Origin of the sequence: Lysobacter arenosi, from assembly GCF_016613475.2 — a bacterium.
In the GTDB taxonomy this organism is placed as follows: domain Bacteria; phylum Pseudomonadota; class Gammaproteobacteria; order Xanthomonadales; family Xanthomonadaceae; genus Lysobacter_J; species Lysobacter_J arenosi.
Genome location: NZ_CP071517.1, coordinates 911,534 through 936,777, shown reverse-complemented (window position 1 = coordinate 936,777; position 25,244 = coordinate 911,534). Strand labels below are relative to the sequence as shown.

Sequence of the window (25,244 nt, the reverse complement as noted above, 5' to 3'; positions counted from 1 at the left end):
AACGCGAGCAGCGGATAATCGACCGGTCTCCCAGCCACATTCAGTCACAGCAGCAGCACGCCAGGAGCTTCCCCCATGTCCCAAGACTCCTTCTCCACCCGCCGCCAGCTTGTCGTCAACGGCCGGACCCTCACCTACAACAGCCTGCCGGCACTGGGTGAGAAGTTCGACATCCGCAAGCTGCCCTACTCGATGAAGATCCTGCTTGAGAACCTGTTGCGCCATGAAGACGGCGGCATCACGGTCGGCAAGGAGCACATCGAGGCGGTGGCGCGCTGGGACGCCAGCAAGGAACCCGACACCGAGATCGCCTTCATGCCCGCACGCGTTGTCCTCCAGGACTTCACCGGCGTGCCGTGCGTGGTCGACCTGGCGGCGATGCGCGATGCGGTCAGCAAGCTCGGCGGCAATGCCGGCCAGATCAATCCGCTGATCCCGTCGGAACTGGTGATCGACCATTCGGTGCAGGTCGACGTGTTCGGCCGCGCCGATGCGCTGGACCTCAACGGCAAGATCGAGTTCGAGCGCAACATGGAGCGCTACAGCTTCCTGCGCTGGGGCCAGAAGGCCTTCCACAACTTCAAGGTCGTGCCGCCCAATACCGGCATCGTCCATCAGGTGAACCTGGAGAACCTGGCGCGCGTGGTCGTCGAGCGCGAGGTCGATGGCGAGCTGCTTGCCTTCCCGGATACCGTCTTCGGCACCGACAGCCACACCACGATGATCAATGGCATCGGCGTGCTCGGCTGGGGCGTGGGCGGCATCGAGGCCGAGGCGGCGATGCTCGGCCAGCCGTCGTCGATGCTGATTCCGCAGGTCGTTGGCTTCAAGCTCACCGGCAAGCTGCCCGAAGGCACGACCGCCACCGACCTGGTGCTGACCGTCACGCAGATGCTGCGCAAGCTCGGCGTGGTCGGAAAGTTCGTCGAATTCTTCGGCGAAGGCCTGCCGCACCTGCCGCTGGCCGACCGCGCCACCATTGCCAACATGGCACCTGAGTACGGCGCGACCTGCGGCATCTTCCCGATCGATGCCGAGTCGCTGACCTACCTGCGCCTGTCCGGCCGCAGCGACGAGCAGGTCGCGCTGGTCGAGGCCTACGCCAAGGCACAGGGCCTGTGGCACGAGCCGGGCCAGGCCGAAGCCAACTACTCGGCCACGCTCGAACTCAACCTCGCCGACGTCAAACCGTCGCTGGCCGGCCCCAAGCGTCCGCAGGACCGGGTGCTGCTGAGCGACATGAAGTCCAACTTCACCGAGAACCTCGGCGACCTGACGGCGCATCGCATCAACGGCAGCGTGCGACGCATGGATGCCGAGGGCGGACACCAGCCGCAGGCCGAACACCTGGCTGCGCGACCGAAATCGAAGATCCACATCCAGGACCAGGATGCAGAGCTCAGCGATGGCTCCGTCGTGATCGCTGCCATCACCTCCTGCACCAACACTTCCAACCCGGCCGTGATGCTCGGCGCCGGCCTGCTCGCCCGCAACGCGGCCAAGCTCGGCCTCAAGGCCAAGCCTTGGGTCAAGACCTCGCTCGGGCCGGGCTCGCTGGTGGTCACCGATTACCTGAAGAAGGCCGGCGTGCTCGACGACCTGGAGAAGCTCGGCTTCTTCGTCGTCGGCTATGGCTGCACCACCTGCATCGGCAACTCCGGCCCGCTGCCGGACGAAGTCTCGCGCGGCATCGCCGAGAACGACCTCGCCGTCGCCTCGGTGCTGTCGGGCAACCGCAACTTCGAAGGCCGCGTCCACCCCGAAGTGAAGATGAACTACCTCGCCTCGCCGCCGCTGGTGGTGGCCTACGCGATCGCCGGCACGGTCGACATCGACCTCACCCGCGAACCGGTCGGCCACACGCCCGACGGTCGCGCCGTGCACCTGCGCGACATCTGGCCGAGCAACAAGGAGATCGGCGACGTCATCGCCGCAACGGTCGGACCGGAGTTGTTCGCACAGAACTACGCCGACGTGTTCAAGGGCGACTCGCGATGGAACACGATCGCCTCGCCGGAAGGCGAGTCGTTCGCCTGGGACGCGGCGTCGACCTACATCAAGAATCCGCCCTACTTCGACGGCATGAGCATGGCCGTGGGCACGATCAACGACGTCCACGGTGCGCGCATCATGGGCCTGTTCGGCGACTCGATCACCACCGACCACATCTCGCCGGCGGGCAACATCAAGAAGGATTCGCCGGCGGGCCGCTTCCTGGTTTCGCGTGGCGTGCAGCCGGCCGACTTCAACAGCTACGGCAGCCGCCGCGGCAACGACGACGTCATGGTCCGCGGCACCTTCGCCAACATCCGCATCAAGAACCTGATGCTGGGCGGCGAGGAAGGCGGCAACACGCTGTACTTCGCCAAGGGCGGCGCGGCACCGGAGAAGATGTCGATCTACGATGCGGCGATGAAGTACAAGGCCGAGGGCGTGCCGCTGGTGGTGATGGCCGGCAAGGAATACGGCACCGGCTCCTCGCGCGACTGGGCAGCCAAGGGCACCAATCTGCTCGGGGTCAAGGCCGTGATCGCCGAGAGCTTCGAGCGCATCCACCGTTCAAACCTGGTGGGCATGGGCGTGCTGCCGTTGCAGTTCAAGGATGGCGAGAACGCGCAGACGCACGGCCTGGACGGCTCGGAGGAGATCAGCGTCACCGGCATCGACGATGGCCGCGCCAGGACCGCAACCGTGACCGCGCGCCGCCCCGACGGCAGCGAGAAGCGCTTCGAAGTCCGCGTATTGCTGCTGACGCCGAAGGAAGTCGAATACTTCCGCCACGGCGGCATCCTGCATTACGTGCTGCGACAGCTGGCGGCGAAGAAGGCGGCGTAACGCTGCTGGGCGGACAGAGACCCGTCATTCCCGCGAACGCGGGGATGACGGGTGTTGCTACAGCTTCGGCACCCAGGTCGCACTCGTCAGCCGCCACTCCCCATCTTCCTCGCGCCACCCGGTCTCGACCTCATAGATCTGCGCGGCCTCTGGCAGCATTTCGCCCGAGCCGCCAGTCAACGCCGCGGTGAATCGCGCCGTTGCATGGCCGGGCAGAAGCTCCACCGACACCGGTCCCAGCTTCATGCCGATCTGGCGATGACGCAGGAACATCAGCCTAGCGATCCTGCCCGCACCGTCGCGGTCGAGCGCATCGGGGCCGATGAAATCCTCGGCAAGCACTGCGTCCAGCACCGAGGCATCGCGTTGCTCGATGCCCTGCTGCAACGACTCCACTGTCTGTCGAAGGCGTTGCTCCGGCGGCGTGCGGCTGCAACCGGACGCCGCCACTACCAGCAGCACCAGTGTCACGCTGCACCGCACAAACCAGTTTGTGGTCCCCATCCCCTGCCCCATGCCGATTGCCCACGCTGTCGTCGCGGCCATGCTGCCATGCCGATACGACCGCCGTCGCCGCATCGGCACGCGCCTTGCCAGCCTTGGGGGCCTATGCTCCAATCGCTGGAAGCACCGTACGGCGGCGCATTCGCAACACGCATCGCCGAAGGCTATCAACAGCGATTGGAGAGGGGATCGCGATGAGTTTTGAACGTCCTTGGCTGGCCCAGTATCCGCAGGGGGTTGCGGCCGAGATCGATGTGGACGAGTTCCCGTCCGTCGTCGCCGTGCTGGAAAACGCGATCGAGAAGTATCGCGACCGGCCGGCCTTCGCCAACCTCGGCAAGACCCTCACCTATGCCGAAATCGACCAGCTCAGCGCGCAGTTCGCCGCGTACCTGCTGGGCGAGCTGAAGCTCAAGAAGGGCGATCGCGTCGCGATCATGATGCCCAACTGCCTGCAGTATCCGATCGCCACGTTCGGCGTGCTGCGTGCCGGCCTGACGGTGGTCAACACCAATCCGATGTACACCGCGCGCGAGCTGCGGCACCAGCTGGTCGACTCCGGCGCCAACGTGATCCTGGTGCTCGACAACTTCGCCCACACCGTGCAGGAAGTCATCGCCGACACGCAGGTCAAGCAGGTCATCACCACTGGCCTTGGCGACATGCTCGGCCTCAAGGGCGCAGTGGTGAACTTCGTCCTGAAGTACGTCAAGAAGATGGTCCCGGACTACAACCTGCCCGGCGCGATCCGCTTCCGTGACGCACTGGCGCTGGGCCAGCGCCACAACCTGGCCGAGGTGGAAATCTCGCCGCAGGACATCGCCTTCCTGCAGTACACCGGCGGCACCACCGGCGTCGCCAAGGGCGCGATGCTGACCCACCGCAACCTGGTCGCCAACATGCAGCAGGCGGCGATGTGGGTGGGCACCGGCGTCAAGTACGGCGAAGAAGTGATCATCACCGCGCTGCCGCTGTACCACATCTTCGCATTGACGGCGAACGGCCTGGTCTTCATGAAGTTCGGCGGCCTGAACTACATGATCACCAACCCGCGCGACATGAAGGGCTTCGTCAAGGAGCTCAAGAGCGTGCCGTTCACCGCCATCACCGGCGTCAACACGCTGTTCAACGGCCTGCTCAACACACCGGGCTTCGACCAGGTCGACTTCTCCAGGTTGCACCTGACCCTGGGCGGCGGCATGGCGGTGCAGCGCTCGGTCGCCGAACGCTGGAAGCAGGTCACGGGCGTGACCCTGGTCGAGGCCTACGGCCTGACGGAGACCTCGCCTGCGGCGTGCATCAACCCGATGGACCTGAAGGATTACAACGGCTCGATCGGCCTGCCGATCTCGTCCACCGACGCCTGCGTCAAGGACGAGAACGGCGTGACGCTGCAGATGGGCGAAGTCGGCGAGTTGTGCATCAAGGGTCCGCAGGTCATGAAGGGCTATTGGCGCCGGCCGGAGGACACCGCCGCGGTGATCGACGCCGATGGCTGGCTGCACACCGGCGACATGGCGCGGATGGACGAGAAGGGCTTCTTCTTCATCGTTGACCGCAAGAAGGACATGATCCTGGTCTCGGGCTTCAACGTGTACCCCAACGAGGTCGAGGACGTGATCGCGATGATGCCGGGGGTGCTGGAAGTCGCCGCCGTCGGCGTCCCGGACGAGAAGTCCGGCGAGGCGGTCAAGGTCGTCATCGTCAAGAAGGACCCGAGCCTCACCGCCGAGCAGGTCAAGGCCCACGCCCGCGAGCACCTGACCGGTTACAAGCACCCGCGTTTCGTCGAGTTCCGGACCGAGCTGCCAAAGACCAATGTTGGCAAGATCCTGCGCCGCGAACTGCGCGACAGCCCGGCCGCGAGCCCCGCCGCTCACTGATCCTGGCCGGGTCCCGGCCCGTCCAGCAGCCTCCCCAGACGCCCGCACGGCCCGACGGCCTTGCGGGCGTTTGCTTTTGTAGGCATAGAATCGGGCGGTCGGACGCACCCCCTTGATTCGCAATGCCGTCCCGAACAGCGCGACCGGCCGGACGGTTTTAATCCACGGAGGATTCGCAATGTCAGCTGTCTACCCGTTCCACCGCACTGCCACCGGCCGCAACCTGCGGGTCGTCGAAGAGACCGATCGCGGCGTTTACTGGTGCCACATGCACGCGGACGCCGTCCCGGGCCGTCGCGCCTGCTTCTCGATGGACCTGGTCGACGACATCATCCAGTACCAGCGCGGCCTGGCGGACCGCTTCCGCGCGGCCAAGGGCAGCACCCTGCCGCACGTGGTCCTGGCCTCCGACGCCGATGCCTTCAACCTCGGCGGCGACTTGGACCTGTTCTGCCGCCTGATCCGCGCCGGCGACCGCGACGGCCTGCTGACCTACGCCCGCCAGTGCGTGCGCGGCGTGCATGCCTTCCACGACGGGCTGGGCGCCGGTGCGCACAGCATCGCCCTGCTCCAGGGTGACGCGCTCGGCGGTGGTTTCGAAGCGGCCCTGAGCTGCCACACCATCGTCGCCGAAGAAGATGTGCTGATGGGCCTGCCGGAAGTGCTGTTCGACCTGTTCCCGGGCATGGGCGCCTATTCGTTCCTGTGCAAGCGCGTCACCCCGCACGTGGCCGAGAAGCTGATGCTGGAAGGCAACATGTTCAGCAGCCAGGAAATGCACAAGATGGGTCTGGTCGATGTGCTGGTTCCGCGCGGTGAAGGCGTGGCGGCAGTCGAGGACGTGATTCGCGCCAACCGTCGCATCCCGCACGCTCGCGCCGCCATGCACCAGGTGCGTCAGATGACCCAGGCCGTAACCCTGGACGAGATGATGCGCATCACCGAAGTCTGGGTGGACACCGCGCTGCAGCTGGGCGACAAGTCGCTGCGCACGATGGACAGGCTGGTGCGGGCGCAGGAGCGGCGTGCCGCCAATGGGGCTGCCTGACAACGGCTGACCGAGCACGGCCAGAAAACCGCACGGCAATGATCCACGGGGGAAACGCAGGAGCATCAGGCAGGTTCGCACCCGCCTGACCGGAAGTATCCGAAGCAATACCCGCAAGAGCCAAAGGGGAACCAGCGCCCGCAGGAGGGGAAATCCGGCGGGCCGGATCCCTTTCCGTCTATCCGCCTAGCGCTCGCCTTCTCCGCGCGAGGCTCGCTGCCGCTCACGCGCATCGAGCGCCGCCCTGCCCTGCGCCATGCGTTCGCCCAGGCCGTTGAGCCGGGCCTGCCATTCGCGCGCCAGCTGCCAGTCCGGCAGCCGCATGATCTCGCCGGAGACCGCGGCCAGCTTGTTCAGGCCCAGGTTGCTGGCCACGCCCTTGAGCGCGTGTGCCTGCTCGCGGGCATGGTCCCAGTCGGCCTGCTCGCCGGCCTGGCGCAACTCGACCATGCAGCCATCGGCGTCGCGCAGGCATTGGGCGATGAACTCACGCTCGAATCCGGCGCCCATCCCGAGCGCACCCAGTTCGTCCAGCACCGAGCTGTCGAAGGTGCCGTCGCCAGTGGGCAGCTCGCTGCGCAGCGCCACCAGCGGCGCTCCGGCACCGATACGGTTATTGGCGGCAATTTCCGCGAGCGTGTCGAGCAGTCGCACCGTCGACACCGGCTTGGCCAGGAACGCACGCGCGCCTGCCTGTTCGCAGGCGCGGATCGACTCGGTCGTGACGTCGGCGCTGAGGATCAGCACCGGCGTGCGGCGTCCGCCGCCGGCTTCCATGACCCGCAGCTGGCGCAGCAGGTCCAGTCCGCTGACGTCGGGCATGTGCAGATCGGCGATGACCGCATCGTAATCGGAGCCGGAAATCGCATCGAGCGCATCGCCGCCGCCATCGACGCAGGTGACGCGATGGCCGGCTTTCTGCAGCAACCGCTGCAGCACCATCCGGTTGGCGACGTGATCGTCGGCGACCAGGATGCCCAGGCTGCGCACGCGGGCGCGATGGCGCAGGAACGGATCTGAGAAGGCAATGACGTTGGGCGAGTGGCCACCCTCCGCATCGGCCACCATGCCGCCATCCAGTGCGACCGCACCGGCGGTGGTCGCCTCGTCGACGACGCGCTCGAACGGCAGCTCCACCCAGAAGCGGCTGCCGCGCTGCTCGACGCTCTCGAAGCCGATGCTGCCGCCCATCGCCTCGGTCAGGCCCTTGGCAATCGTGGTGCCCAGTCCGGTGCCGCCGTAGCGTCGGGCGAGGCTGACGTCGGCCTGTTCGAAGGCTTCGAACAGGCGCTGGCGCATCGCCAGCGGCACGCCGATGCCGGTGTCGGTGACGGCAAAGCGCAAGCGCACCTTGGCCGTACCCTGGTCGACCACGGTCACGTCAAGGCGGACCGAGCCCTTGTCGGTGAACTTGATGGCGTTCCCGGCCAGGTTGATCAGCACCTGGCGCAGATGCACGACGTCGCCGCACAGGCTGCCGGGCACGTCGGCTGCGATCACCGCCTCGTAGCGCAGCTCCTTGGCGCGCGCCTGCGGCTGCAGGATCAGGCCGATGCTGTCGACCAGTTCCTGCGGAATGAACTCGACCAGGTCCAGCTTGACCTTGCCGGCCTCGATGGCGGAGATGTCGAGCACGTCCTCGACCAGCGCCAGCAGGCTGCGCGTGGACGCCTGGATGGTGCTCAGGCATTCGCGCTGCTCGGCGTCCAGGCGCGTGGTCGCCAGCAGCTCCGACATGCCGGCCAGGCCGTTGAGCGGCGTGCGGAACTCGTGGCTCATGTTGGCCAGGAAGCGGCTCTTGGCCTCGTTGGCCTTGCGCGCGTCGTCGACCGCACGGGTCAGGGCGTTGAGCAGCGAATCGAAGTAAAGCGGCACCGCGCCCAGGCCGAGCAGCAGGCCCCAGGCCAGGTACGGGTTGCTGCGCCAGTACGGCGAAAGCAGGATCACTGCCAGGAACGATGCACTGGCCAGCGCCGTGGCGATGCGCAGGTAACGGCTGCCATAGCGCATGCCGTTGCCGATCGTCACCCACAGGTACACGGCATACAGCGGCGCGGCAGGCTCGCCCTGGATGCACATGATCGCGCCCATCGCCGAATAGTCGGTGAGCATGCCGATCCAGCGCCGCACGTGCGACACGCCAGGTTCGAGCAGGATCGCGGCCATCAGGCCCAGCGCCACCAGCAACTCGCCAAGCAGGATCATCCACGTCAGCGGCAGGGTGTTGTCGGCACCGTCCAGGTGCAGGAAGCGCCACCCAAGGTACGTCGAGAACAGCGCCGTGATGACGATGCGGACCAGGTCCTGGGCGTGTTCGCTGTCAGGCCGTGCGGCCAGGCGCGTCTTCAGCTTGTTCAGGACCGAAACCATGGCTACTCCATGCCGGGGCGTGCGGAAACCGTAGAGAAGCGGTTACAGATATCCTCGAGCCGCTCGCGGGAGCGGATCAGGGCGTCGACGCAGCGCGGGTCGAACAAGCGTCCACGCTGCGCGTACAGGTAGCCAAGCGCCGCATCCGCGTCCCAGGCCTTCTTGTAGGGCCGCGGCGAAATCAGCGCATCGAAGACATCCGCGACCGCCACTATCCTGGCTTCCAACGGAATTTCCTCGCCCACCAGGCCGTCAGGATAGCCGCTGCCGTCGTAACGTTCGTGATGACGCAGGGCGATCAGCGCGCCGGCCTGGATGAAACGGTTCTGACTGCCGCTGAGCAGTTCGTAGCCGATGCGCGGGTGACGGCGCATCACGGCGGTCTCGTCTTCCGTCAGCGGTCCGGATTTCATCAGCACCGCATCGGGGATGGCGATCTTGCCGATATCGTGCAGCGGCGCGGCCATTTCGATGACCCGAACCTCGTCCTCGAACATGCCCAGTTGCTCGGCGATCAGGCCGGCGACATGGGCCATGCGTTCCAGGTAGGCGCTGGTGCCGGCATCGCGATACTCGATCGCGCGCGCCAGTCGCGACAGCGTCTCGCGCTCGCGCTCCTCGACCTCGTGCATGCTCGACAGCAGGCGTTGTTCCAGCGACAGCGCACGCTGCTTGACGTTCTCCGACTGCTGTCGCAGCTGCAACAGGTTGCGGCAACGCGCGCGCAGTTCGCGCGGGCGCACCGGCTTGACCAGGAAATCAATGACGCCCGCTTCCAGCGCAGCCTGTCGCACCGGCTCGTCGCCGACCACGGTCACCAGGATGATCGGGATGTCGCGGTGCATCGGCAGGCGGCGGAAGCGCCTGGCGAACTCGAGTCCGTCCAGGGCCGGCATGCGGTAGTCCAGCAGCAACAGGTCGGGCTGGTTGATCTCGCACCAGCCGAGGGCGGCTTCAGGATCCCCGAAGTCCGAAACCCTCAGTTCGGAGGATATGTCCTCAATGATGTGGCGCAGCATGGTGCGCGCGGAGGTTTGATCATCAACGATGACGACGTTCACACCAGACATCCATTAGAGCCGCCACCCCCTGTGGTGGCCTCGGCACCGAGGATACCCCGCGGCGCGATTGTCCGCAGGGTCCGGTGCACCAGACCAGTAAGCCGGCGTTGGCGGTTCAGGCTCAGCCGCCGGTCTCCGGACGCATGTACGGGAACAGCAGCACGTCGCGGATCGAGGTCGAACCGGTCATCAGCATCACCAGGCGGTCGATGCCGATGCCCAGGCCGCCGGTGGGCGGCAGGCCGACCTCCAGGGCACGGATGTAGTCGGCATCGAAGTGCATGGCCTCGTCGTCGCCGCCCTCCTTGGCCTCGACCTGGGCGCGGAAACGCTCGGCCTGGTCCTCGGGGTCGTTGAGCTCGGAGAAGCCGTTGGCCAGTTCCTTGCCATTGATGAACAGTTCGAAGCGGTCGGTCAGCTCCGGGTCGCGATCGCTGGCGCGGGCCAGCGGGCTGACCTCGACCGGGTGGTCGACGATGAAGGTCGGCTGCACCAGGGTGTGCTCGACGGTCTTCTCGAAGATGTCCAGCAGCAGCTTGCCCCAGCCGTTGCCCGGCTTGGCCTGGATGCCCAGACGGGCGCAATGCGCACGCATCTTCGCGACATCGCGCAGGTCCTCGCGGGCGATCTCCGGGTTGTGCTCGAGCACGGCATCGGTCATCGACCAGCGACGGAAGGCCGGGCCGACGTCGATGTCGTGGCCTTCCCAGTGGAGCTTCGTGGTGCCCAGCACGCTCTGGGCGACGTCGCGGATCACGCCTTCGGTCAGGTCCATGATCTCGGTGTAGGTGGCGTAGGCCTCGTACAGCTCGAGCATCGTGAACTCGGGGTTGTGCCGGGTCGACACGCCCTCGTTGCGGAAGTTGCGGTTGATCTCGTAGACGCGCTCCAGGCCGCCGACGACCAGGCGCTTGAGGTACAGCTCCGGCGCCACGCGCAGGTAGAGCTCGAGGTCGAGCGCGTTGTGATGGGTGACGAATGGTTTTGCAGCGGCGCCGCCGGGGATGTAATGCATCATCGGCGTCTCGACCTCGAGGAAGCGTCGGGCGTCGAGCCAGGCGCGCATGGCGCGGATGATCTTGGAGCGCTTGACGAAGACGTCGCGTGCCTCGGGGGTCACGATCAGGTCGACGTAACGCTGGCGGTAGCGCTGCTCGACGTCGGCCATGCCGTGGAACTTGTCCGGCAGCGGGCGCAGCGCCTTGGTCAGCAGGCGCAGGCTTTCGGCCTTGAGCGACAGCTCGCCGGTACGGGTGCGCGTCAGCTCGCCCTCGGCGGAGACGATGTCGCCCAGGTCGAGTTCCTTGAACACCTCATAGGCGTCGCCCAGCAGGTCCTTCTTCAGCCACAGCTGCAGGCGACCCGACTCGTCCTGGATCTGCGCGAAACCGGCCTTGCCCATGTCGCGCTTGAGCAGAACGCGGCCGGCAACGGCGACGCGGTGGCGCTTGCCATCCAGCGCCTCGGCCGTCCACTGCTCGGCATCGGCGTAGGCGTCCTGCAGGTCGCCGACGAAGTCGGCACGGCGGAAGTCGTTGGGGAATGCGATGCCCTGCCCGCGCAGCGCCGTGAGTTTGGCGCGACGCTCGGCGATGAGCCGGTTCTCGTCCGGCGCGGTGCCGTCGGTGTGCGTCTGGGGCGTGGGCTGGTCGGTCATGGGTTCTTGGTCTAGCTGAGGGGTGGAGTTCCGCCGTTCCCGCGGAGTGGGAACGACGGCAATGTACGCATGCCAATGCAGGCATGGCAATTCAGATCAGACTGCGTCGGCGCGCTTGGAGCCCGCTTCCAGGCCCGATTTCAGGCTGGCTTCGACGAACTCGTCGAGGTCGCCATCGAGGACCTTCTGCGTGTCGCTGCGCTCGATGCCGGTGCGCAGGTCCTTGATGCGGCTCTGGTCGAGCACGTAATTGCGGATCTGGCTGCCCCAGCCGATGTCGGACTTGGTCGCCTCGACCGCATCGCGCTCGGCGTTGCGCTTCTGGATCTCGAGCTCGTACAGCTTGGCGGCCAGCATCTTCATCGCGTTGTCGCGGTTCTGGTGCTGGCTGCGGCCGGTCTGGCAGGCCACGACAATGCCGGACGGTATGTGCGTGATGCGCACCGCCGATTCGGTCTTGTTGACGTGCTGGCCACCGGCGCCGGAGGAGCGGTAGACGTCGGTGCGCAGGTCGGCCGGGTTGATGTCGATGTCGATGTTGTCGTCGACTTCAGGCGACACGAACACCGAGGTGAAGCTGGTGTGGCGGCGGTTGTCGGAGTCGAACGGCGACTTGCGCACCAGGCGGTGCACGCCGGTCTCGGTCTTGAGCCAGCCGTAGGCGAAATCGCCCTCGACGCGCAGCGTGGCCGACTTGATGCCGGCGACGTCACCGCCGCTGACTTCCATCAGCTCGGTCTTCCAGCCGCGCGATTCGCACCAGCGCAGGTACATGCGCAGCAGGATCTCGGCCCAGTCCTGGGCCTCGGTGCCACCGGCGCCGGCCTGGATGTCGACAAAGGCGTTGGCCGCGTCCATCTTGCCGGAGAACATGCGACGGAACTCGAGCTTCTCGACTTCCTTGGCGTAGCGCTCGACGTCGTCGACCACCGCCAGTGCGGTGCCCTCGTCGTCTTCCATTTCGGCCAGCTCCAGCAGCTCGCCCGCGCCGACGAGACCGTCGGTGAGGTTGCGGATGCCATCGACGACCTTTTCCAGGGAGGAGCGCTCACGGCCCAAGCCCTGGGCACGCTCGGAGTCGTTCCAGATGTCGGGGCTTTCGAGTTCGCGGTTTACTTCTTCGAGACGTTCGACTTTGCTGTCGTAGTCAAAGATACCCCCTAAGCGAATCGAGGCGACCGGTGAGGTCGGCGATGCGCTGGCGGACGGGATTGAGTTCGATCATGTCCGTGCGGTGCGGTCAAAGGAACCGCAAATTGTAGCAGCCAAGGGGCGACCCGGGTCCTGCCGGGACCCGCACCCCCTGCCCCATGACTCGCAACCGGACGGCGCCGTCAGCGGAACTTGAACGGACCCGGACGCCAGCTGTTGTCCGTGTAACGGCTGACCGGGCTGCCGTAGCCGCTGCTGGAGCCATACCCCTGGCCGAAGCCACGCCCGGACTCGCGCCCGCGGCGGCGGTGCATGCGCTCCTGGAGCTCGTCCCGGCGCCCCTGCAGCCAGTCCGCACGACCGACGGTTTCGGGCTTCAGGCCACGCCGCTCGGCCTCGCGCTCACGGAACTCGCAGAAATCGTCATAGGCCTCGATCTCATGCGACAGCTTGCGCGCGCACAGCTCGATCATGACCGCGTCGTCGAGGAAGCCGAACACCGGGACGTCGTCGGGGATGATGTCGATCGGCGCCGCCAGGTAGTTGAGGGCGGCACGCACGCGCACCGAGTCCTCGTCCGACAGCGCCCAGGCCTCGTCGCGCAGCATCGCGATCAGCGTGCCCAGGGCCGGCAGGCGCTGCTTCACGAAGGTTGGCGGATTGCCCTGCTGTGCCTTTTCCAGCAGCACGGTGGCGGCCGCCACGATCTCGTCGTTGCTTTTGTTTTCCGCGTCCTTCTTGGCGGCTTCGATCTGGCCGGTGAACCGTTCCAGGTCCTCGTCCGAGAAGTCGATCGTGAGGGTCAACGACATGGCTTGCTCCGTGGTCGGTGAAGGCGATCCAGTCAGCCTAGGGACTTGTTTGTTGAATCCGCGTCAATGCCGGTCCCGGCGGCAGCCCGTCGACGGCGCCGGCCAGCCCGGGCCGCCCCGCCCAGCTTCGCCGCCAGCGCGGAAAGTGGCCTCACCGGTAAGTCTGCTGCCGCACGTATCACGTCGCGATCCACTTCTCTCGGCCGGCCACCGGTGCGCAACCGCGCAGGCTGGAAGCCACAGAGCGGCAGGTGCAGTCCTACGCAGGCTCACTGTGCACAACCACCAGTTGCACGGCATCGCCGCCCCGGTAGTCATCGGGTTCCAGGCGATAGGCAATGCGCAGACGACCTGGCGGCGCGTGGCCCAGCCAGCCGCCGAACTCGATCGCATTCAACTGCACGCCGGCAAACCCGAGGACAAGCTTGAGGTGGCGTTCGCCGACGACGCGCCAGCTCACCACGTCGAACTCGCCATCGAACTGCGGCTCCGCAAAGCCCTGCCCCCACGGACCGCCGTCACGCAGCGCCTCGGCACTGGCGCGGTTGAAATCGGCAACCCCCAGCTCGCCATCGCTGAGCACATCGGCCTGCAACAGTTCCGGCGTCAGTGCCGCCTGGGCGACCTGCTCGAAAGCGCTGGCGAACGCCGGATAGGCTTCGGCGCGCAGGGACAAACCTGCCGCCATCGCATGGCCGCCGAAACGCTCGATCAGCGTCGGATGGCGCGCGGCGACATCGGCCAGCGCATCGCGGATATGGAACCCCGGGATCGATCGCGCCGAGCCACGCAACGTGTCGCTTCCCGGTTCGGCCGGCGCGAAGGCGATGACGGGGCGATGCAGCCGCTCCTTCATCTTCGACGCCACCAGCCCGACCACGCCCGGATGCCATTGCGCGTCGTAGAGACAGACCGCGCTGCGCGCGCTTTGCTCTATCACGCTCACGCGCGCCAGCGCCTGCTCGGCCTCGTCGGTCATCTGCTGCTGCACGGCACGGCGTTCGCTGTTGATCTCGTTCAACGTGGCGGCGATGTCGCGCGCCCGCGCCAGGTCGTCGGTCAACAGGCATTCGATGCCGAGCGCCATGTCCTCCAGGCGCCCGGCCGCATTGAGTCGCGGGGCCACGGCATAGCCGATGTCGGAGGCGGTAAGGCGACCGGCGTCGCGCTGCGCCACTTCGATCAGGGCGCGAAGGCCGACGCTTCCCTGCCCCGCGCGCAGTCGGCGCAGACCGGCGGCGACAAGCGCGCGATTGTTCGCGTCCAGTGGCACCAGGTCGGCGACGGTGCCGACAGCGACCAGGTCGAGCAGCGTCGTCAGGTCCGGCCCCTGGCCGGCGAACGCCCCCTGCACGCGCAGGTGACGGCGAAGCGCCAGCAATACGTAGAACATGACGCCGACGCCAGCCAGCACCTTGCTCGGGAATGGATCGCCGTGCAGGTTCGGATCGACGATGGCGTCGGCCGGCGGCAACTGATCACCAGGAAGGTGGTGGTCGGTGACCAGCACCTTCCAGCCGCGGGCCTTGGCCGCGGCGATGCCGGCGTGGCAGGCGATGCCGTGATCGACCGTCACCAGCAGCTCTGGCTGCAACGCCGCCAGCTCCTCCACCAGGGCCGGCGACAGGCCATAACCGTGAACCATCCGATTGGGCACGGCGTGCGAGACACGACGCGCACCGAGCATGCGCAGACCGCGTACGCCGACAGCGCAGGCGGTCGCTCCATCGCAATCGAAATCACCGACCACCACGATGTGGCGATCCTCGGCGATTGCGGCCGACAACAGCGACACGGCGGCGTCGAGGCCACCCAGCTCATCGGGCGCCAGCAGGTTGGCCAGGCGCGGCTGCGCCTGCTCGATGCTGGTCGCACCGCGCGCCGCATACAGGCGACGCAGCAGCGGCGACAAGGTGTCGGGCCATTGGCCGACCTGCTCGCATTTGCGCCGGCGCAGCCTGGCTTGCGGCTTCATGCAGTGTTGCCGGCCGTGGTGGCAATGAACGAGTGCAACGGCTTGCGCCAGAAGCGCCAGCGCTGACTGCGCGCAAGGTCGTAGCGGGCACCGTCGGCGAAGTCGAACTGCAGGCCATCGATGTTGCCCTGCGCCAGCGCCGAAACCAGCGGCGCGAACCAGTCGCGCTCCAGCAGCGCCAGGTCGCGCGCATCGCGCAGGTCGAACAACGCGTTCCCGTCACCGCCGGGCCACGAAGGCGGACGTGCATCGACCTTGGCGCCAGCCATCGCGGCCAGCGCCGTCAGTGCCTCGTCATCGCTGGCAACGCGGGCAAAGCCGGTGCGGACGTGGTCGGGCAGGATTCCGGCGCCCCAGAACCAGAGCGAGTTGACCGGCGCCAGGCCAGCCGCGGCGCGCTCGGCATTGAGCGGGTGATTGTGAAGCACGACCTGGGCTTCGCTGAGCAAGGCACGCCAGCGGCGACCTTCGTTGCCTTCCGGCAACTGGTCGAACATGTCGGCGCCGAGCGCCTGCTCAGGTGAGGTGAACTCGGGAAGCTTCGCGCCCAGTGGCAGCCGCAGGTACCAGCGCGACGGCACCGGCGCGTCGATCGGGAAGCCGGCGTCGCCGAACAATGGCTTCAGCGGACGCAGCAACGTGGCCGCATCGGCGGCCGTCAGGCCCAGGGCCTGGCCGTACGACAGCAGTCGCGCACCGTTGATGTCCGGCTGCACGTAGGCCGGATCGGCACGCAGCCAGACCGCGTTGGCGGCATCGCCGGAGTCGCGCTGGCGGGCGGCAGCGGCGACCGGCCAGCCGCGCGGGAGCACGTCGAGCACGCGCGCCATCTGCGCGCGTCCGTCCGGGGAGGGATCTGCTGCCGCCTGGCTGCGGTCGGCGCGGGCGAGGGCCTTGCCGGTGGCGGGCGAGAGCCGCTGGCCGCCGAAACGATCGCGTGCCGGCAGCAGAAGGGTAACCATCAGCCGGCGTAACTGACGCCGACGATCTCGTACTCGCGGATGCCGCCTGGCGCTTCGATCGTCACCGTGTCGCCTTCGTGCTTGCCGATCAGCGCACGCGCGACCGGCGACGAGATCGCGATCAGGCCCTGCTTGATGTCCGCTTCCAGGTCGCCAACGATCTGGTAGCTGCGCTCTTCGTCGGTCTCGCTGTCGGCCAGCTCGACCTTGGCGCCGAACACGACGCGCGAACCGGCATTCAGCGACGCAACATCGATGATCTGCGCGTGCGACAGCTCGGCTTCGAGCTGCTTGATGCGGCCTTCGATGAAGCCCTGCTGCTCGCGTGCGGCGTGGTACTCGGCGTTCTCCTTGAGATCGCCATGGGCGCGTGCCTCGGAGATCGCATTGATCACGGCCGGACGCTTGACCGACTTCAGTTCTTCAAGCTCGGCGCGCAGGCGCTGGGCGCCGTGCAGGGTGATGGGTGCTCGCATTGCAGTTTCCTTTGGATCCGGCCCAACGGCCGGCTACGGCTTCGATAGCCGATTCTCTATCAGAAGGTGTCAGTCCGTCATCCCCGCGCAGGCGGGGATGACGGACTCCGGTGCCGGCGTTACGCCGCGCCGTCGATTTCCTTGTGCAGTTCCTGCAACGACCACACCGGACCCGTGCCGCGGTACTCGAGCGAGTTGACCAGCGCACGCGCGCCCGACACCGTCGTCGAATAGGTCACGCGATGCTGCAGCGCTTCGCGGCGGATCGAGAACGAGTCGTTGATCGCCTGGCGGCCTTCGGTGGTGTTGACGATGTAGACCAGCTCGCCGTTCTTGATCAGGTCAACCACGTGCGGACGGCCCTCGGTGACCTTGTTGATGCGCTCGCAGTTGATGCCCTGCGCGGTCAGGAAGGCATGCGTGCCCTCGGTGGCGACCAGGCTGTAGCCGCGCTTGACCAGGTCCTGGGCAACCGGCAGCACGCGGGTCTTGTCCGGATCGCGCACCGACACGAACACCTTGCCGCCCTGCGGCAGCGCCTTGATGCCGCCGGCTTCCTGCGCGCGCGCCATCGCCGCGCCGAAGTTGCGGCCCACGCCCATCACTTCACCGGTGGAACGCATCTCCGGTCCGAGGATCGGGTCGACGCCCTGGAACTTGGCGAACGGGAAGATCGCTTCCTTGACCGAGTAGTACTCCGGGATGATCTCCTTGGTGGCGCCCTGCGACGCCAGGGTCTGGCCGACCATGCAGCGTGCCGCGATCTTGGCCAGCGCCATGCCGGTCGCCTTCGACACGAACGGCACCGTGCGCGACGCACGCGGGTTCACTTCGATCAGGTAGATCGTTTCCTTGCCCTGCTCATCGAAGGTGATCGCGAACTGGGTGTTCATCAGGCCGACGACCTTGAGCGACTTGGCCAGCGCCCGCACCTGGTCGCGCAGCTTGTCCTGCACGGCCGGGGTCAGCGAGTACGGCGGCAGCGAGCACGAGGAGTCACCCGAGTGCACGCCGGCTTCCTCGATGTGCTCCATCACGCCGCCGATCAGGACGTTGCCATCCTTGTCGGCGATGACATCGACGTCGACTTCCACGGCGTTGTCGAGGAAGCGGTCGAGCAGCACCGGCGAGTCATTGGAGACCTTGACCGCGTCGCGGATGTAGCGCGTCAGGTCGGAGTCGCCGTAGACGATTTCCATCGCGCGGCCGCCGAGCACGTAGCTCGGGCGCACCACCAGCGGGTAGCCGATCTGCGATGCCAGCAGCAGCGCCTCATCAGGATTGCGCGCGGTGCGGTTGAGCGGCTGCGCCAGGCCCAGGTCCTGCACCAGCTTCTGGAAGCGTTCGCGGTCCTCGGCCAGGTCGATGCTGTCCGGGCTGGTGCCGACGATCGGCACGCCGTTGGCTTCAAGCGCACGTGCGAGCTTCAGCGGGGTCTGGCCGCCGTACTGGACGATCACGCCCTTGGGCTTCTCCAGATCGGCGATCTCGAGCACGTCCTCGAGGGTGAGCGGCTCGAAGTACAGGCGATCGGAGGTGTCGTAGTCGGTCGAGACCGTCTCCGGGTTGCAGTTGACCATGATGGTTTCATAGCCGTCCTCGCGCAGGGCGAGCGCGGCATGCACGCAGCAGTAGTCGAACTCGATGCCCTGGCCGATGCGGTTGGGACCGCCGCCAAGCACGATGATCTTGTCGCGGTTGGTCGGGTTGGCTTCGCACTCGTCCTCGTAGGTCGAGTACATGTAAGCGGTGGTGGTGGCGAACTCGGCCGCGCAGGAGTCCACGCGCTTGTACACTGGGCGCACGCCAAAGGCGCGACGCAGGGTGCGCACGGCGGTCTCGTCGGTGCCGGTCAGCTGCGCCAGGCGCGCGTCGGAGAAGCCCATGCGCTTGAGTGCGCGCATGCGGTTCTTGTCGAGCGCGGACAGGCCGGCTTCGGCGACCTGCTTCTCGGCGGCAATGAGCTCTTCGATCAGGTCGAGGAACCACGGGTCCACGAACGACATCGCATGGACGTCTTCCACGCTCATGCCGGCGCGGAAGGCGTCGCCGATGAAGAACATGCGCTCCGGGCCCGGCTCCTTGAGCTCGCGGCGCAGCGTCGCCAGGTCCTGCTCGCTGGCCAGGTCCAGGCCGGTCGGGTCGAGGCCGACCTTGCCGGTCTCCAGGCCACGCAGGGCCTTGTGCAGCGACTCCTGGAAGGTGCGGCCCATCGCCATCACCTCGCCCACCGACTTCATCTGCGTGGTCAGGCGGGCGTCGGCCTGCGGGAACTTCTCGAAGGCGAAGCGCGGGATCTTGGTGACGACGTAGTCGATCGTCGGTTCGAACGAGGCCGGGGTGGCACCGCCGGTGATCTCGTTGCGCAGCTCGTCGAGCGTGTAACCGATGGCGAGCTTGGCGGCGATCTTGGCGATCGGGAAGCCGGTGGCCTTGGACGCCAGCGCCGAGGAACGCGACACGCGCGGGTTCATCTCGATGACGACGACGCGACCGTCCTTGGCGTTGATGCCGAACTGCACGTTGGAACCGCCGGTGTCGACACCGATCTTGCGCAGCACCGCGATCGAGGCATCGCGCAGGCGCTGGTATTCCTTGTCGGTCAGGGTCTGTGCCGGTGCCACGGTGATCGAGTCGCCGGTGTGCACGCCCATCGCGTCGAAGTTCTCGATCGAGCACACGATGATGCAGTTGTCCGCCTTGTCGCGGACCACTTCCATCTCGAATTCCTTCCAGCCCAGCACCGACTCCTCGACCAGGATCTCGTGCACGGGCGACAGCTCGAGGCCGCGCTTGGCGATCTCCTCGAACTCTTCCTTGTTGTAGGCGATGCCGCCGCCAGTACCGCCGAGCGTGAACGACGGACGGATGATGGTCGGGTAGCCGACGCGGGTCTGGATGTCGACGGCCTGTTCGAAGCTGCGCGCGACTTCCGCCTTCGGGCACTCCAGGCCGATCTCGGCCATGGCGACGCGGAACAGCTCGCGGTCTTCGGCCATGCGGATCGCATCGCGCGAGGCGCCGATCAGTTCGACGTTGTACTTCTCCAGCACGCCGTTGTCGGCCAGGTCGAGCGCGCAGTTCAGCGCGGTCTGGCCGCCCATCGTCGGCAGCAGCGCATCCGGGCGCTCCTTGGCGATGATCTTCTCGACCGTCTGCCAGTTGATCGGCTCGATGTACACGGCGTCGGCCATGTTCGGGTCGGTCATGATGGTGGCGGGGTTGGAATTGACCAGCACCACGCGGTAACCCTCGTCACGCAGGGCCTTGCATGCCTGGGCGCCTGAATAATCGAATTCGCAGGCCTGGCCGATCACGATCGGGCCAGCGCCGATGATCAGGACGGTCTTGATGTCGGTGCGCTTGGGCATGGTGTCCTCAGTAAAGTCGTTCCTGCCACGCGGGGGGCGCGAGCCAGGTGATCTGCTCGGCGGATCGGGCATCGACCGCGCCGTTGTGAATCGCAGCAAGCACCGCCTGCTGCATCGAATTCCAGCTGCCGGCGGTGGCGCCGATGCGCGCACCGATCCGGTTGTTGTGCGCATCCATCGCACGTGCGGCATTTCCCTGCCCGCCCCGCTCCATCACCTGCGTCACCCAGTCGACGCAGCGCGGCGACAGCGTGTAGGCCACGATCGCGCTGGCCAGCGTGTGCCGGTAGGCATCGGCCGGGCCGTTGCGACCGCCGGGAAGGCCGACCGCGAAGAACTGCGCGTACACGGCGACCATCACGAACGCCGGATACGCACCCAACACAGCCGCTGCCAGAAACCAGCGACGCCAGCGGCGGCGCTCAGCCTTGGCGACGACGATGCCCATCACGCCTTGGGCAACTCCACACCGCACTGCGACTGCACTTTCGCCGCCAGCGTTGCCTGCTGCTCCTGCGGCAGGTCCACTTCCGGGAAATCACGCTTGAGCACCGCCGCCGCCGGACTGGACATGAACTTGGCCACGTCATCCAGCTGCGCGGGCGTCAGTCCGTCCATGAACTGTTCCGGCTCCGGGCGCGGCTGATTGCGCACGGTCGCGACCACGCCGCTGCGGACGAACTCCATGAAGCGCGCACCGCCCGGCGTCTGCGCGAAGCGCTCCCAGTCCTCGACCACCGCGGCATCGCCGAACAGGTCGCGGAACGCGTTGTTCATTGCACCGGCGAACGCCGGCCGGACCAGTCCGCTGACGCAGGTGCGCTCGCTGTTGCTGTAGTGCGACAGCTCCGGCGAGCGGTCGAACTTCTCGTCCATGGTCAGCGCGAACGCTTCGTCGAAACCCAGCAGTTGCTGGACCCGCACCACCTGGCTGTCGGACGGCACGGCTGCCGCGGCCACGACGGGCAGCAGCATCAGTGCGACCGCAGCCACGCGGCGCAGCGCCTGGGTCACTTGGCCTGCTCCATCATCGCCACGAAGCGATCGAACAGCGGAGCGACGTCGTGCGGGCCAGGGCTGGCTTCCGGGTGACCCTGGAAGCTGAAGGCCGGGGCATCGGTCAGGGCGATGCCCTGGTTGGTGCCGTCGAACAGCGAGCGGTGGGTCACGCGCACGTTGGCCGGCAGGGTCGGTTCATCGACCGCGAAGCCGTGGTTCTGCGAGGTGATCATCACCCGGCCGCTGTCGAGGTCCTGGACCGGATGGTTGGCGCCGTGGTGGCCGGTGCCCATCTTCATCGTCTTGGCGCCGCTGGCCAGCGCCAGCAGCTGGTGGCCCAGGCAGATGCCGAAGGTCGGGATCTTCGCCTTGATGAACTCGCCGATTGCCTTGATCGCGTAGTCGCACGGCTCCGGATCGCCCGGGCCGTTGGACAGGAACACACCATCAGGCTTGAGTGCGAACACGTCCGCGGCCGGCGTCTGCGCCGGCACCACGGTCAGGCGGCAGCCGCGCTCGGCGAGCATGCGCAGGATGTTGTGCTTGACGCCGTAGTCGTAGGCGACGACGTGGAAACGCGGCGGCGCCTTGACGAACTCGTTGCGGTCCAGGTCGAGCTGGCCGTCGGTCCACTCGTAGCTCTTGGCCGTGGTCACTTCCTTGGCCAGGTCCATGCCCTTGAGGCCGGGGAACTTGCGCGCGGCTTCCAGCGCCTTCTCGACATTGATCTCGCCGGCCATCAGCGCACCGTTCTGCGCACCCTTCTCGCGCAGGATGCGGGTCAGCTTGCGCGTGTCGATGTCGGCGATGGCGACGATGCCGCGCTTGGCCAGCCAATCCGGCAGCGACACCTGGCTGCGCCAGTTGCTCGGGCGACGCGGCACGTCGCGCACGATCAGGCCGGCAGCCCAGGCCTGCGCGGCCTCGTCGTCCTGGTCGGTGCAGCCGGTGTTGCCGATGTGCGGATACGTCAGCGTCACCATCTGGCGCGCATACGACGGGTCGGTGAGGATTTCCTGGTAGCCGGTGATGGCCGTGTTGAACACGACTTCGCCGACCGAAAGGCCGGGCGCGCCTACGGAAACGCCCTCGAAGATGGTGCCGTCTTCGAGTGCGAGGATTGCGGGTTGGGTCACGGGGATCGCCTTGGCTGCCGGGGGGTGCTGACACCCCCACCGCTGCGCATCCGCCGGAATGCCTGAGTCGGCAAAAACCGGCCTGCAGCAAAGCGCGGACGCGGTGCGGGACCGGTCCGACGGAAGGGGTTCAGGCGAGCGGGAATTCTAGCGGTCCGCGGCCCCGGACGCCAGCCTTGAATGAATGGCGGCGAGAGTTCCTTCAGGCTCGCGAGGGTCCGGCGAGGACCTGTAGCGGGGCTTGCGCCCCTCCACAGCGCTCACATGCCGCCTTTGACGGCTCAGAGCAAATCACGCAGGCGGTACTGACCGGGCGCCTTCGCCGCCAGCCTGGCCGCTGCATGCAACGCGCCGCGGGCGAAGATGTCGCGGTTGGTCGCCCGGTGCACCAGCTCGATGCGCTCGCCTGGCGCGGCGAACTGCACCAGGTGCTCACCGACGATGTCGCCGGCGCGCAGCGAGGCGTAGCGCGGCTGTGCCCCGCCCTGCTCCGCGCTCGCACCCAATGCCAGGGCCGTGCCCGACGGCGCGTCCTTCTTGTGCACGTGATGCGATTCGACGATGTCGCAATCCCAGCCGGGCAGCGCGGCCGCGGCCCGCTCGACAAGTTCGCTGAGCACCGCCACGCCGAGGCTGAAGTTCGCCGCCCACAGCAGCGCGATGCGCCCGGCGGCCGAATCCAGGGCATGGCGCTGTGCGTCTTCCAGACCGGTCGTGCCCGAGACGAGCGCCGCCCCACGGTGCGCGCACAGATCGAGGATCGCGTCGAAACCCTGCGGCAGGCTGAAATCGATGGCGACATCGAACGGCGGCACGCCCGGCAGTTCCGCCGCGGCGAAATGCGGCACGCCATCGACCACGCGTTGCGAAGGTTGCGAGCGCGACACCGCGGCAACCACGACGATATCGTCGCGCTCGGCGGCAAGCCGCAGCAGGGCCTGGCCCATGCGGCCGGTGACGCCGTGGATCAGCACGCGGACGGGCGGATTCGATTCATTCATGCGCGCAGGCTAATCGCAACACGGCCGCGTGGACAAGCGAACTGTCCGAATGGCGATTGCGAATGGTAATAATCCGCCAGCGTCCATGCCGGAGCACGACCGTGTCGTCACCCCAGGCACTACTGATTGGCGAAGCCTTCTCGCCGTGGACGCAGAAAGCACGCTGGGCGCTGCAGGTCTGCGCTGTCGACTTCGCCTACCGCGAGTACACGCCCACGTTGAGCGAACCCTGGCTGCGCTGGCGGATGCGGCAATGGACGGGGACGGTGTCGGTGCCCGTCCTGCTGGCTGGTTCAGAGGTGATTCGCGGCTCGTGGGACATCGCCCGCTTCGCCGCCGCTTCGGCCGGCGACGACCGGCTCGGCGACTTCGACGCGATCGCGCCGTGGAACGAACTGAGCGAGGCGGCGCTAGCCGAAGCGCGCAGCCGCGTCGTGAGTTGCGTGCTGGCCGATCCGAACGCGCTCGATGAGGCGTCTGCTTCGGTGCTTCCGCAGCCGCTGCGGCAACCATTGCGCTTCGTCGCCCGCGACGCCGCGCGGCGCCTCGATCGCAAATACCGGCATTTGCTGGTGCCGGGATCGCTGCGGATCGCAATGGAGCGCACGCGTGCGGGACTTCAAGCGTCGGGTTGCGATTACCTGCTGGGCAGCTTCAGCTACGCCGACATAACCATGGCCGTCGTGCTGGAGGGCATCGCGCCCGCCGCGAAGATCAAGCCACCACTGGGCCCGGCCACGCGCCGCTGCTGGAGCGATGCGGCGCTGGCCACGGAATTCGAGGATCTGCTGCGGTGGCGGGAGCGGCTCGTTGCAAGCCACTCCCACCCAGGCTCAGGACGTCATGCGATCCCAGAAGCCCTTCACCCCGTCCAGAAAGGTGGACGCGCGCGGTGAATGGCGGCGGGCTCCCTCCCCGACAAAGGTCGCTTCGAACTTCTCCAGCAGCTCGCGCTGCTCGGGGGTCAGGTTGACCGGCGTTTCGACCACGATCCTGCAATACAGGTCGCCCGGCGCGCGGCTGCGCACCGATTTGACGCCCTTGTCGCGCAGGCGGAACAGCTTTCCGGTCTGGCTCTCGGCCGGAATGCGCAGCTCGACGTCGCCATCCAGCGTAGGCACACGGATCGTGTCGCCCAGGGCAGCCTGTGAAATGCGCACCGGCACTTCGCAATGCAGGTCGTCACCGTCGCGCTGGAAGATCTCGTGCTCGCGCACGCGCACGTCGACGTACAGGTCGCCCGGCGGCGAACCGGCGGGTCCCGCTTCGCCTTCGCCGGTGAGGCGGATGCGATCGCCGTTGTCGACGCCGGCGGGAATCTTCACCTGCAAGGTCTTGGTGCGCTCCACGCGCCCCTGGCCATTGCAGTCGCCACACGGGTTGGCGATGGTCTTGCCGCGGCCGCCGCAGTGCGGGCAGGCCTGCTGCATCGAGAAGATGCCGCGCTGGAACCGCACCTGGCCACGACCCTGGCAGGTCGAGCAGGTCTCGAGGTTGCCGTCGGCCGAGCCGGTGCCGTCGCAGGTGTCGCACTCGTCGAGGGTCGGGATCTCGATCGTCTTCTCGATGCCGCCAACCGCCTCTTCCAGCGTCAGCTCCATCACGTAGCCGATGTCGGCACCGCGACGCGGGCCGCGCGCAGCGCCGCCTCCGCCAAAGATGTTGCCGAAGATGTCGCCGAAGATATCGCCCATGTCGGCGTAGCCGGCACCACCACCACCGCCCATGCCGTGCTCGAAGGCAGCGTGGCCGTGCTGGTCGTAGGCGCGACGGCGATTGCCGTCGGTCAGGACCTCGTAGGCTTCCTTGCACTCCTTGAACGACGCTTCGGAAGCGGCGTCACCCGGATTGCGGTCCGGGTGGTATTTCATCGCGCAGCGACGGTAGGCCTTCTTCAGGTCTTCGTCGCTGGCGTCACGGGCCACGCCCAGGACTTCGTAGTAATCGCGCTTGCTCATTTGCCGGGGTTGACTCGGTGACTCGGTAAGGGGGAAACGTCAAA

The 25,244-nt window shown here is 67.1% G+C and carries 19 protein-coding genes; 4 read left to right on the top strand and 15 right to left on the bottom strand.

Annotated elements, in window-relative coordinates; genetic code table 11:
• The first annotated feature begins 75 nt into the window (after positions 1 to 75).
• Positions 76 to 2,835, top strand: a complete 2,760-nt coding sequence (gene acnA, locus HIV01_RS04445; RefSeq protein WP_200605139.1) for an aconitate hydratase AcnA — start codon at positions 76 to 78, stop codon at positions 2,833 to 2,835.
• Positions 2,836 to 2,892: 57 nt separating this feature from the next.
• Here acnA and HIV01_RS04440 read toward each other — a convergent pair whose 3' ends face one another.
• Entirely contained in the window at positions 2,893 to 3,381 is a 489-nt protein-coding gene (locus HIV01_RS04440; protein ID WP_245156910.1) for a nuclear transport factor 2 family protein, read from the bottom strand.
• 152 nt (positions 3,382 to 3,533) lie between these two features.
• Here HIV01_RS04440 and HIV01_RS04435 point away from each other — a divergent pair, with 152 nt between their 5' ends.
• Both HIV01_RS04435 and HIV01_RS04430 read left to right on the top strand, forming a co-directional pair.
• The gene (locus HIV01_RS04435) at positions 3,534 to 5,222 is read left to right on the top strand and encodes a long-chain fatty acid--CoA ligase (protein ID WP_200605138.1); all 1,689 of its coding nucleotides are present in this window, start codon (positions 3,534 to 3,536) and stop codon (positions 5,220 to 5,222) included.
• A 178-nt stretch (positions 5,223 to 5,400) separates the two neighbouring features.
• The gene (locus HIV01_RS04430) at positions 5,401 to 6,270 is read left to right on the top strand and encodes a crotonase/enoyl-CoA hydratase family protein (RefSeq protein WP_200605137.1); all 870 of its coding nucleotides are present in this window, start codon (positions 5,401 to 5,403) and stop codon (positions 6,268 to 6,270) included.
• Between the two features lie 186 nt (positions 6,271 to 6,456).
• Here the strand turns inward: HIV01_RS04430 and HIV01_RS04425 are convergent, their stop codons facing one another.
• The 13 genes from HIV01_RS04425 to dapB form a co-directional block, all read right to left on the bottom strand.
• On the bottom strand, positions 6,457 to 8,640 hold the full coding sequence (locus HIV01_RS04425; protein WP_200605136.1) for an ATP-binding protein: 2,184 nt from the start codon (positions 8,638 to 8,640) through the stop codon (positions 6,457 to 6,459).
• A gap of 2 nt (positions 8,641 to 8,642) precedes the next feature.
• Entirely contained in the window at positions 8,643 to 9,710 is a 1,068-nt protein-coding gene (gene rpfG, locus HIV01_RS04420; protein ID WP_200605135.1) for a cyclic di-GMP phosphodiesterase response regulator RpfG, read from the bottom strand.
• 112 nt (positions 9,711 to 9,822) lie between these two features.
• Positions 9,823 to 11,358 carry a lysine--tRNA ligase gene (lysS, locus tag HIV01_RS04415; RefSeq protein ID WP_200605134.1) on the bottom strand — a complete coding sequence of 512 codons (1,536 nt, stop codon included), beginning with the start codon at positions 11,356 to 11,358 and terminating at the stop codon, positions 9,823 to 9,825.
• A 96-nt stretch (positions 11,359 to 11,454) separates the two neighbouring features.
• A protein-coding gene (prfB, locus tag HIV01_RS04410; protein ID WP_158730866.1) for a peptide chain release factor 2 occupies positions 11,455 to 12,583 on the bottom strand; the annotation gives its coding sequence in 2 pieces (ribosomal slippage) (positions 11,455 to 12,507 and positions 12,509 to 12,583; 1,128 coding nt in all).
• Positions 12,584 to 12,692: 109 nt separating this feature from the next.
• Complete coding sequence (locus HIV01_RS04405) at positions 12,693 to 13,322, bottom strand: YkvA family protein (RefSeq protein ID WP_200605133.1); 630 nt, start codon at positions 13,320 to 13,322, stop codon at positions 12,693 to 12,695.
• A 259-nt stretch (positions 13,323 to 13,581) separates the two neighbouring features.
• The gene (gene recJ, locus HIV01_RS04400) at positions 13,582 to 15,297 is read right to left on the bottom strand and encodes a single-stranded-DNA-specific exonuclease RecJ (protein ID WP_200605132.1); all 1,716 of its coding nucleotides are present in this window, start codon (positions 15,295 to 15,297) and stop codon (positions 13,582 to 13,584) included.
• The gene (locus HIV01_RS04395) at positions 15,294 to 16,259 is read right to left on the bottom strand and encodes a phosphoglycerate mutase (RefSeq protein ID WP_200605131.1); all 966 of its coding nucleotides are present in this window, start codon (positions 16,257 to 16,259) and stop codon (positions 15,294 to 15,296) included. Before HIV01_RS04395 ends, recJ begins: the two co-directional genes overlap by 4 nt.
• Positions 16,259 to 16,735 (bottom strand): transcription elongation factor GreA, encoded by a 477-nt coding sequence (gene greA, locus HIV01_RS04390; protein WP_200605130.1) that lies wholly within the window; start codon positions 16,733 to 16,735, stop codon positions 16,259 to 16,261. Before greA ends, HIV01_RS04395 begins: the two co-directional genes overlap by 1 nt.
• 119 nt (positions 16,736 to 16,854) lie before the next feature.
• Positions 16,855 to 20,106 (bottom strand): carbamoyl-phosphate synthase large subunit, encoded by a 3,252-nt coding sequence (gene carB / locus HIV01_RS04385; RefSeq protein WP_200605129.1) that lies wholly within the window; start codon positions 20,104 to 20,106, stop codon positions 16,855 to 16,857.
• A gap of 7 nt (positions 20,107 to 20,113) precedes the next feature.
• Positions 20,114 to 20,554: a DUF6973 domain-containing protein gene (locus HIV01_RS04380; RefSeq protein WP_342367062.1), complete on the bottom strand. Its 441-nt coding sequence runs from the start codon at positions 20,552 to 20,554 to the stop codon at positions 20,114 to 20,116.
• On the bottom strand, positions 20,554 to 21,120 hold the full coding sequence (locus HIV01_RS04375) for a hypothetical protein (RefSeq protein ID WP_200605127.1): 567 nt from the start codon (positions 21,118 to 21,120) through the stop codon (positions 20,554 to 20,556). The genes HIV01_RS04380 and HIV01_RS04375 overlap by 1 nt, the downstream gene beginning before the upstream one ends.
• Positions 21,117 to 22,241 (bottom strand): glutamine-hydrolyzing carbamoyl-phosphate synthase small subunit, encoded by a 1,125-nt coding sequence (gene carA, locus HIV01_RS04370; RefSeq protein WP_200605126.1) that lies wholly within the window; start codon positions 22,239 to 22,241, stop codon positions 21,117 to 21,119. The genes HIV01_RS04375 and carA overlap by 4 nt, the downstream gene beginning before the upstream one ends.
• Before the next feature lie 281 nt (positions 22,242 to 22,522).
• Positions 22,523 to 23,242 carry a 4-hydroxy-tetrahydrodipicolinate reductase gene (gene dapB, locus HIV01_RS04365; protein ID WP_200605123.1) on the bottom strand — a complete coding sequence of 240 codons (720 nt, stop codon included), beginning with the start codon at positions 23,240 to 23,242 and terminating at the stop codon, positions 22,523 to 22,525.
• Positions 23,243 to 23,343: 101 nt separating this feature from the next.
• Between dapB and HIV01_RS04360 the strand changes: the two genes are divergently transcribed.
• On the top strand, positions 23,344 to 24,138 hold the full coding sequence (locus tag HIV01_RS04360) for a glutathione S-transferase N-terminal domain-containing protein (protein ID WP_200605122.1): 795 nt from the start codon (positions 23,344 to 23,346) through the stop codon (positions 24,136 to 24,138).
• Here the strand turns inward: HIV01_RS04360 and dnaJ are convergent.
• On the bottom strand, positions 24,076 to 25,200 hold the full coding sequence (gene dnaJ, locus HIV01_RS04355) for a molecular chaperone DnaJ (RefSeq protein ID WP_200605120.1): 1,125 nt from the start codon (positions 25,198 to 25,200) through the stop codon (positions 24,076 to 24,078). The two genes, HIV01_RS04360 and dnaJ, sit on opposite strands and share 63 nt — an antisense overlap.
• Between the last annotated feature and the right edge of the window lie 44 nt (positions 25,201 to 25,244).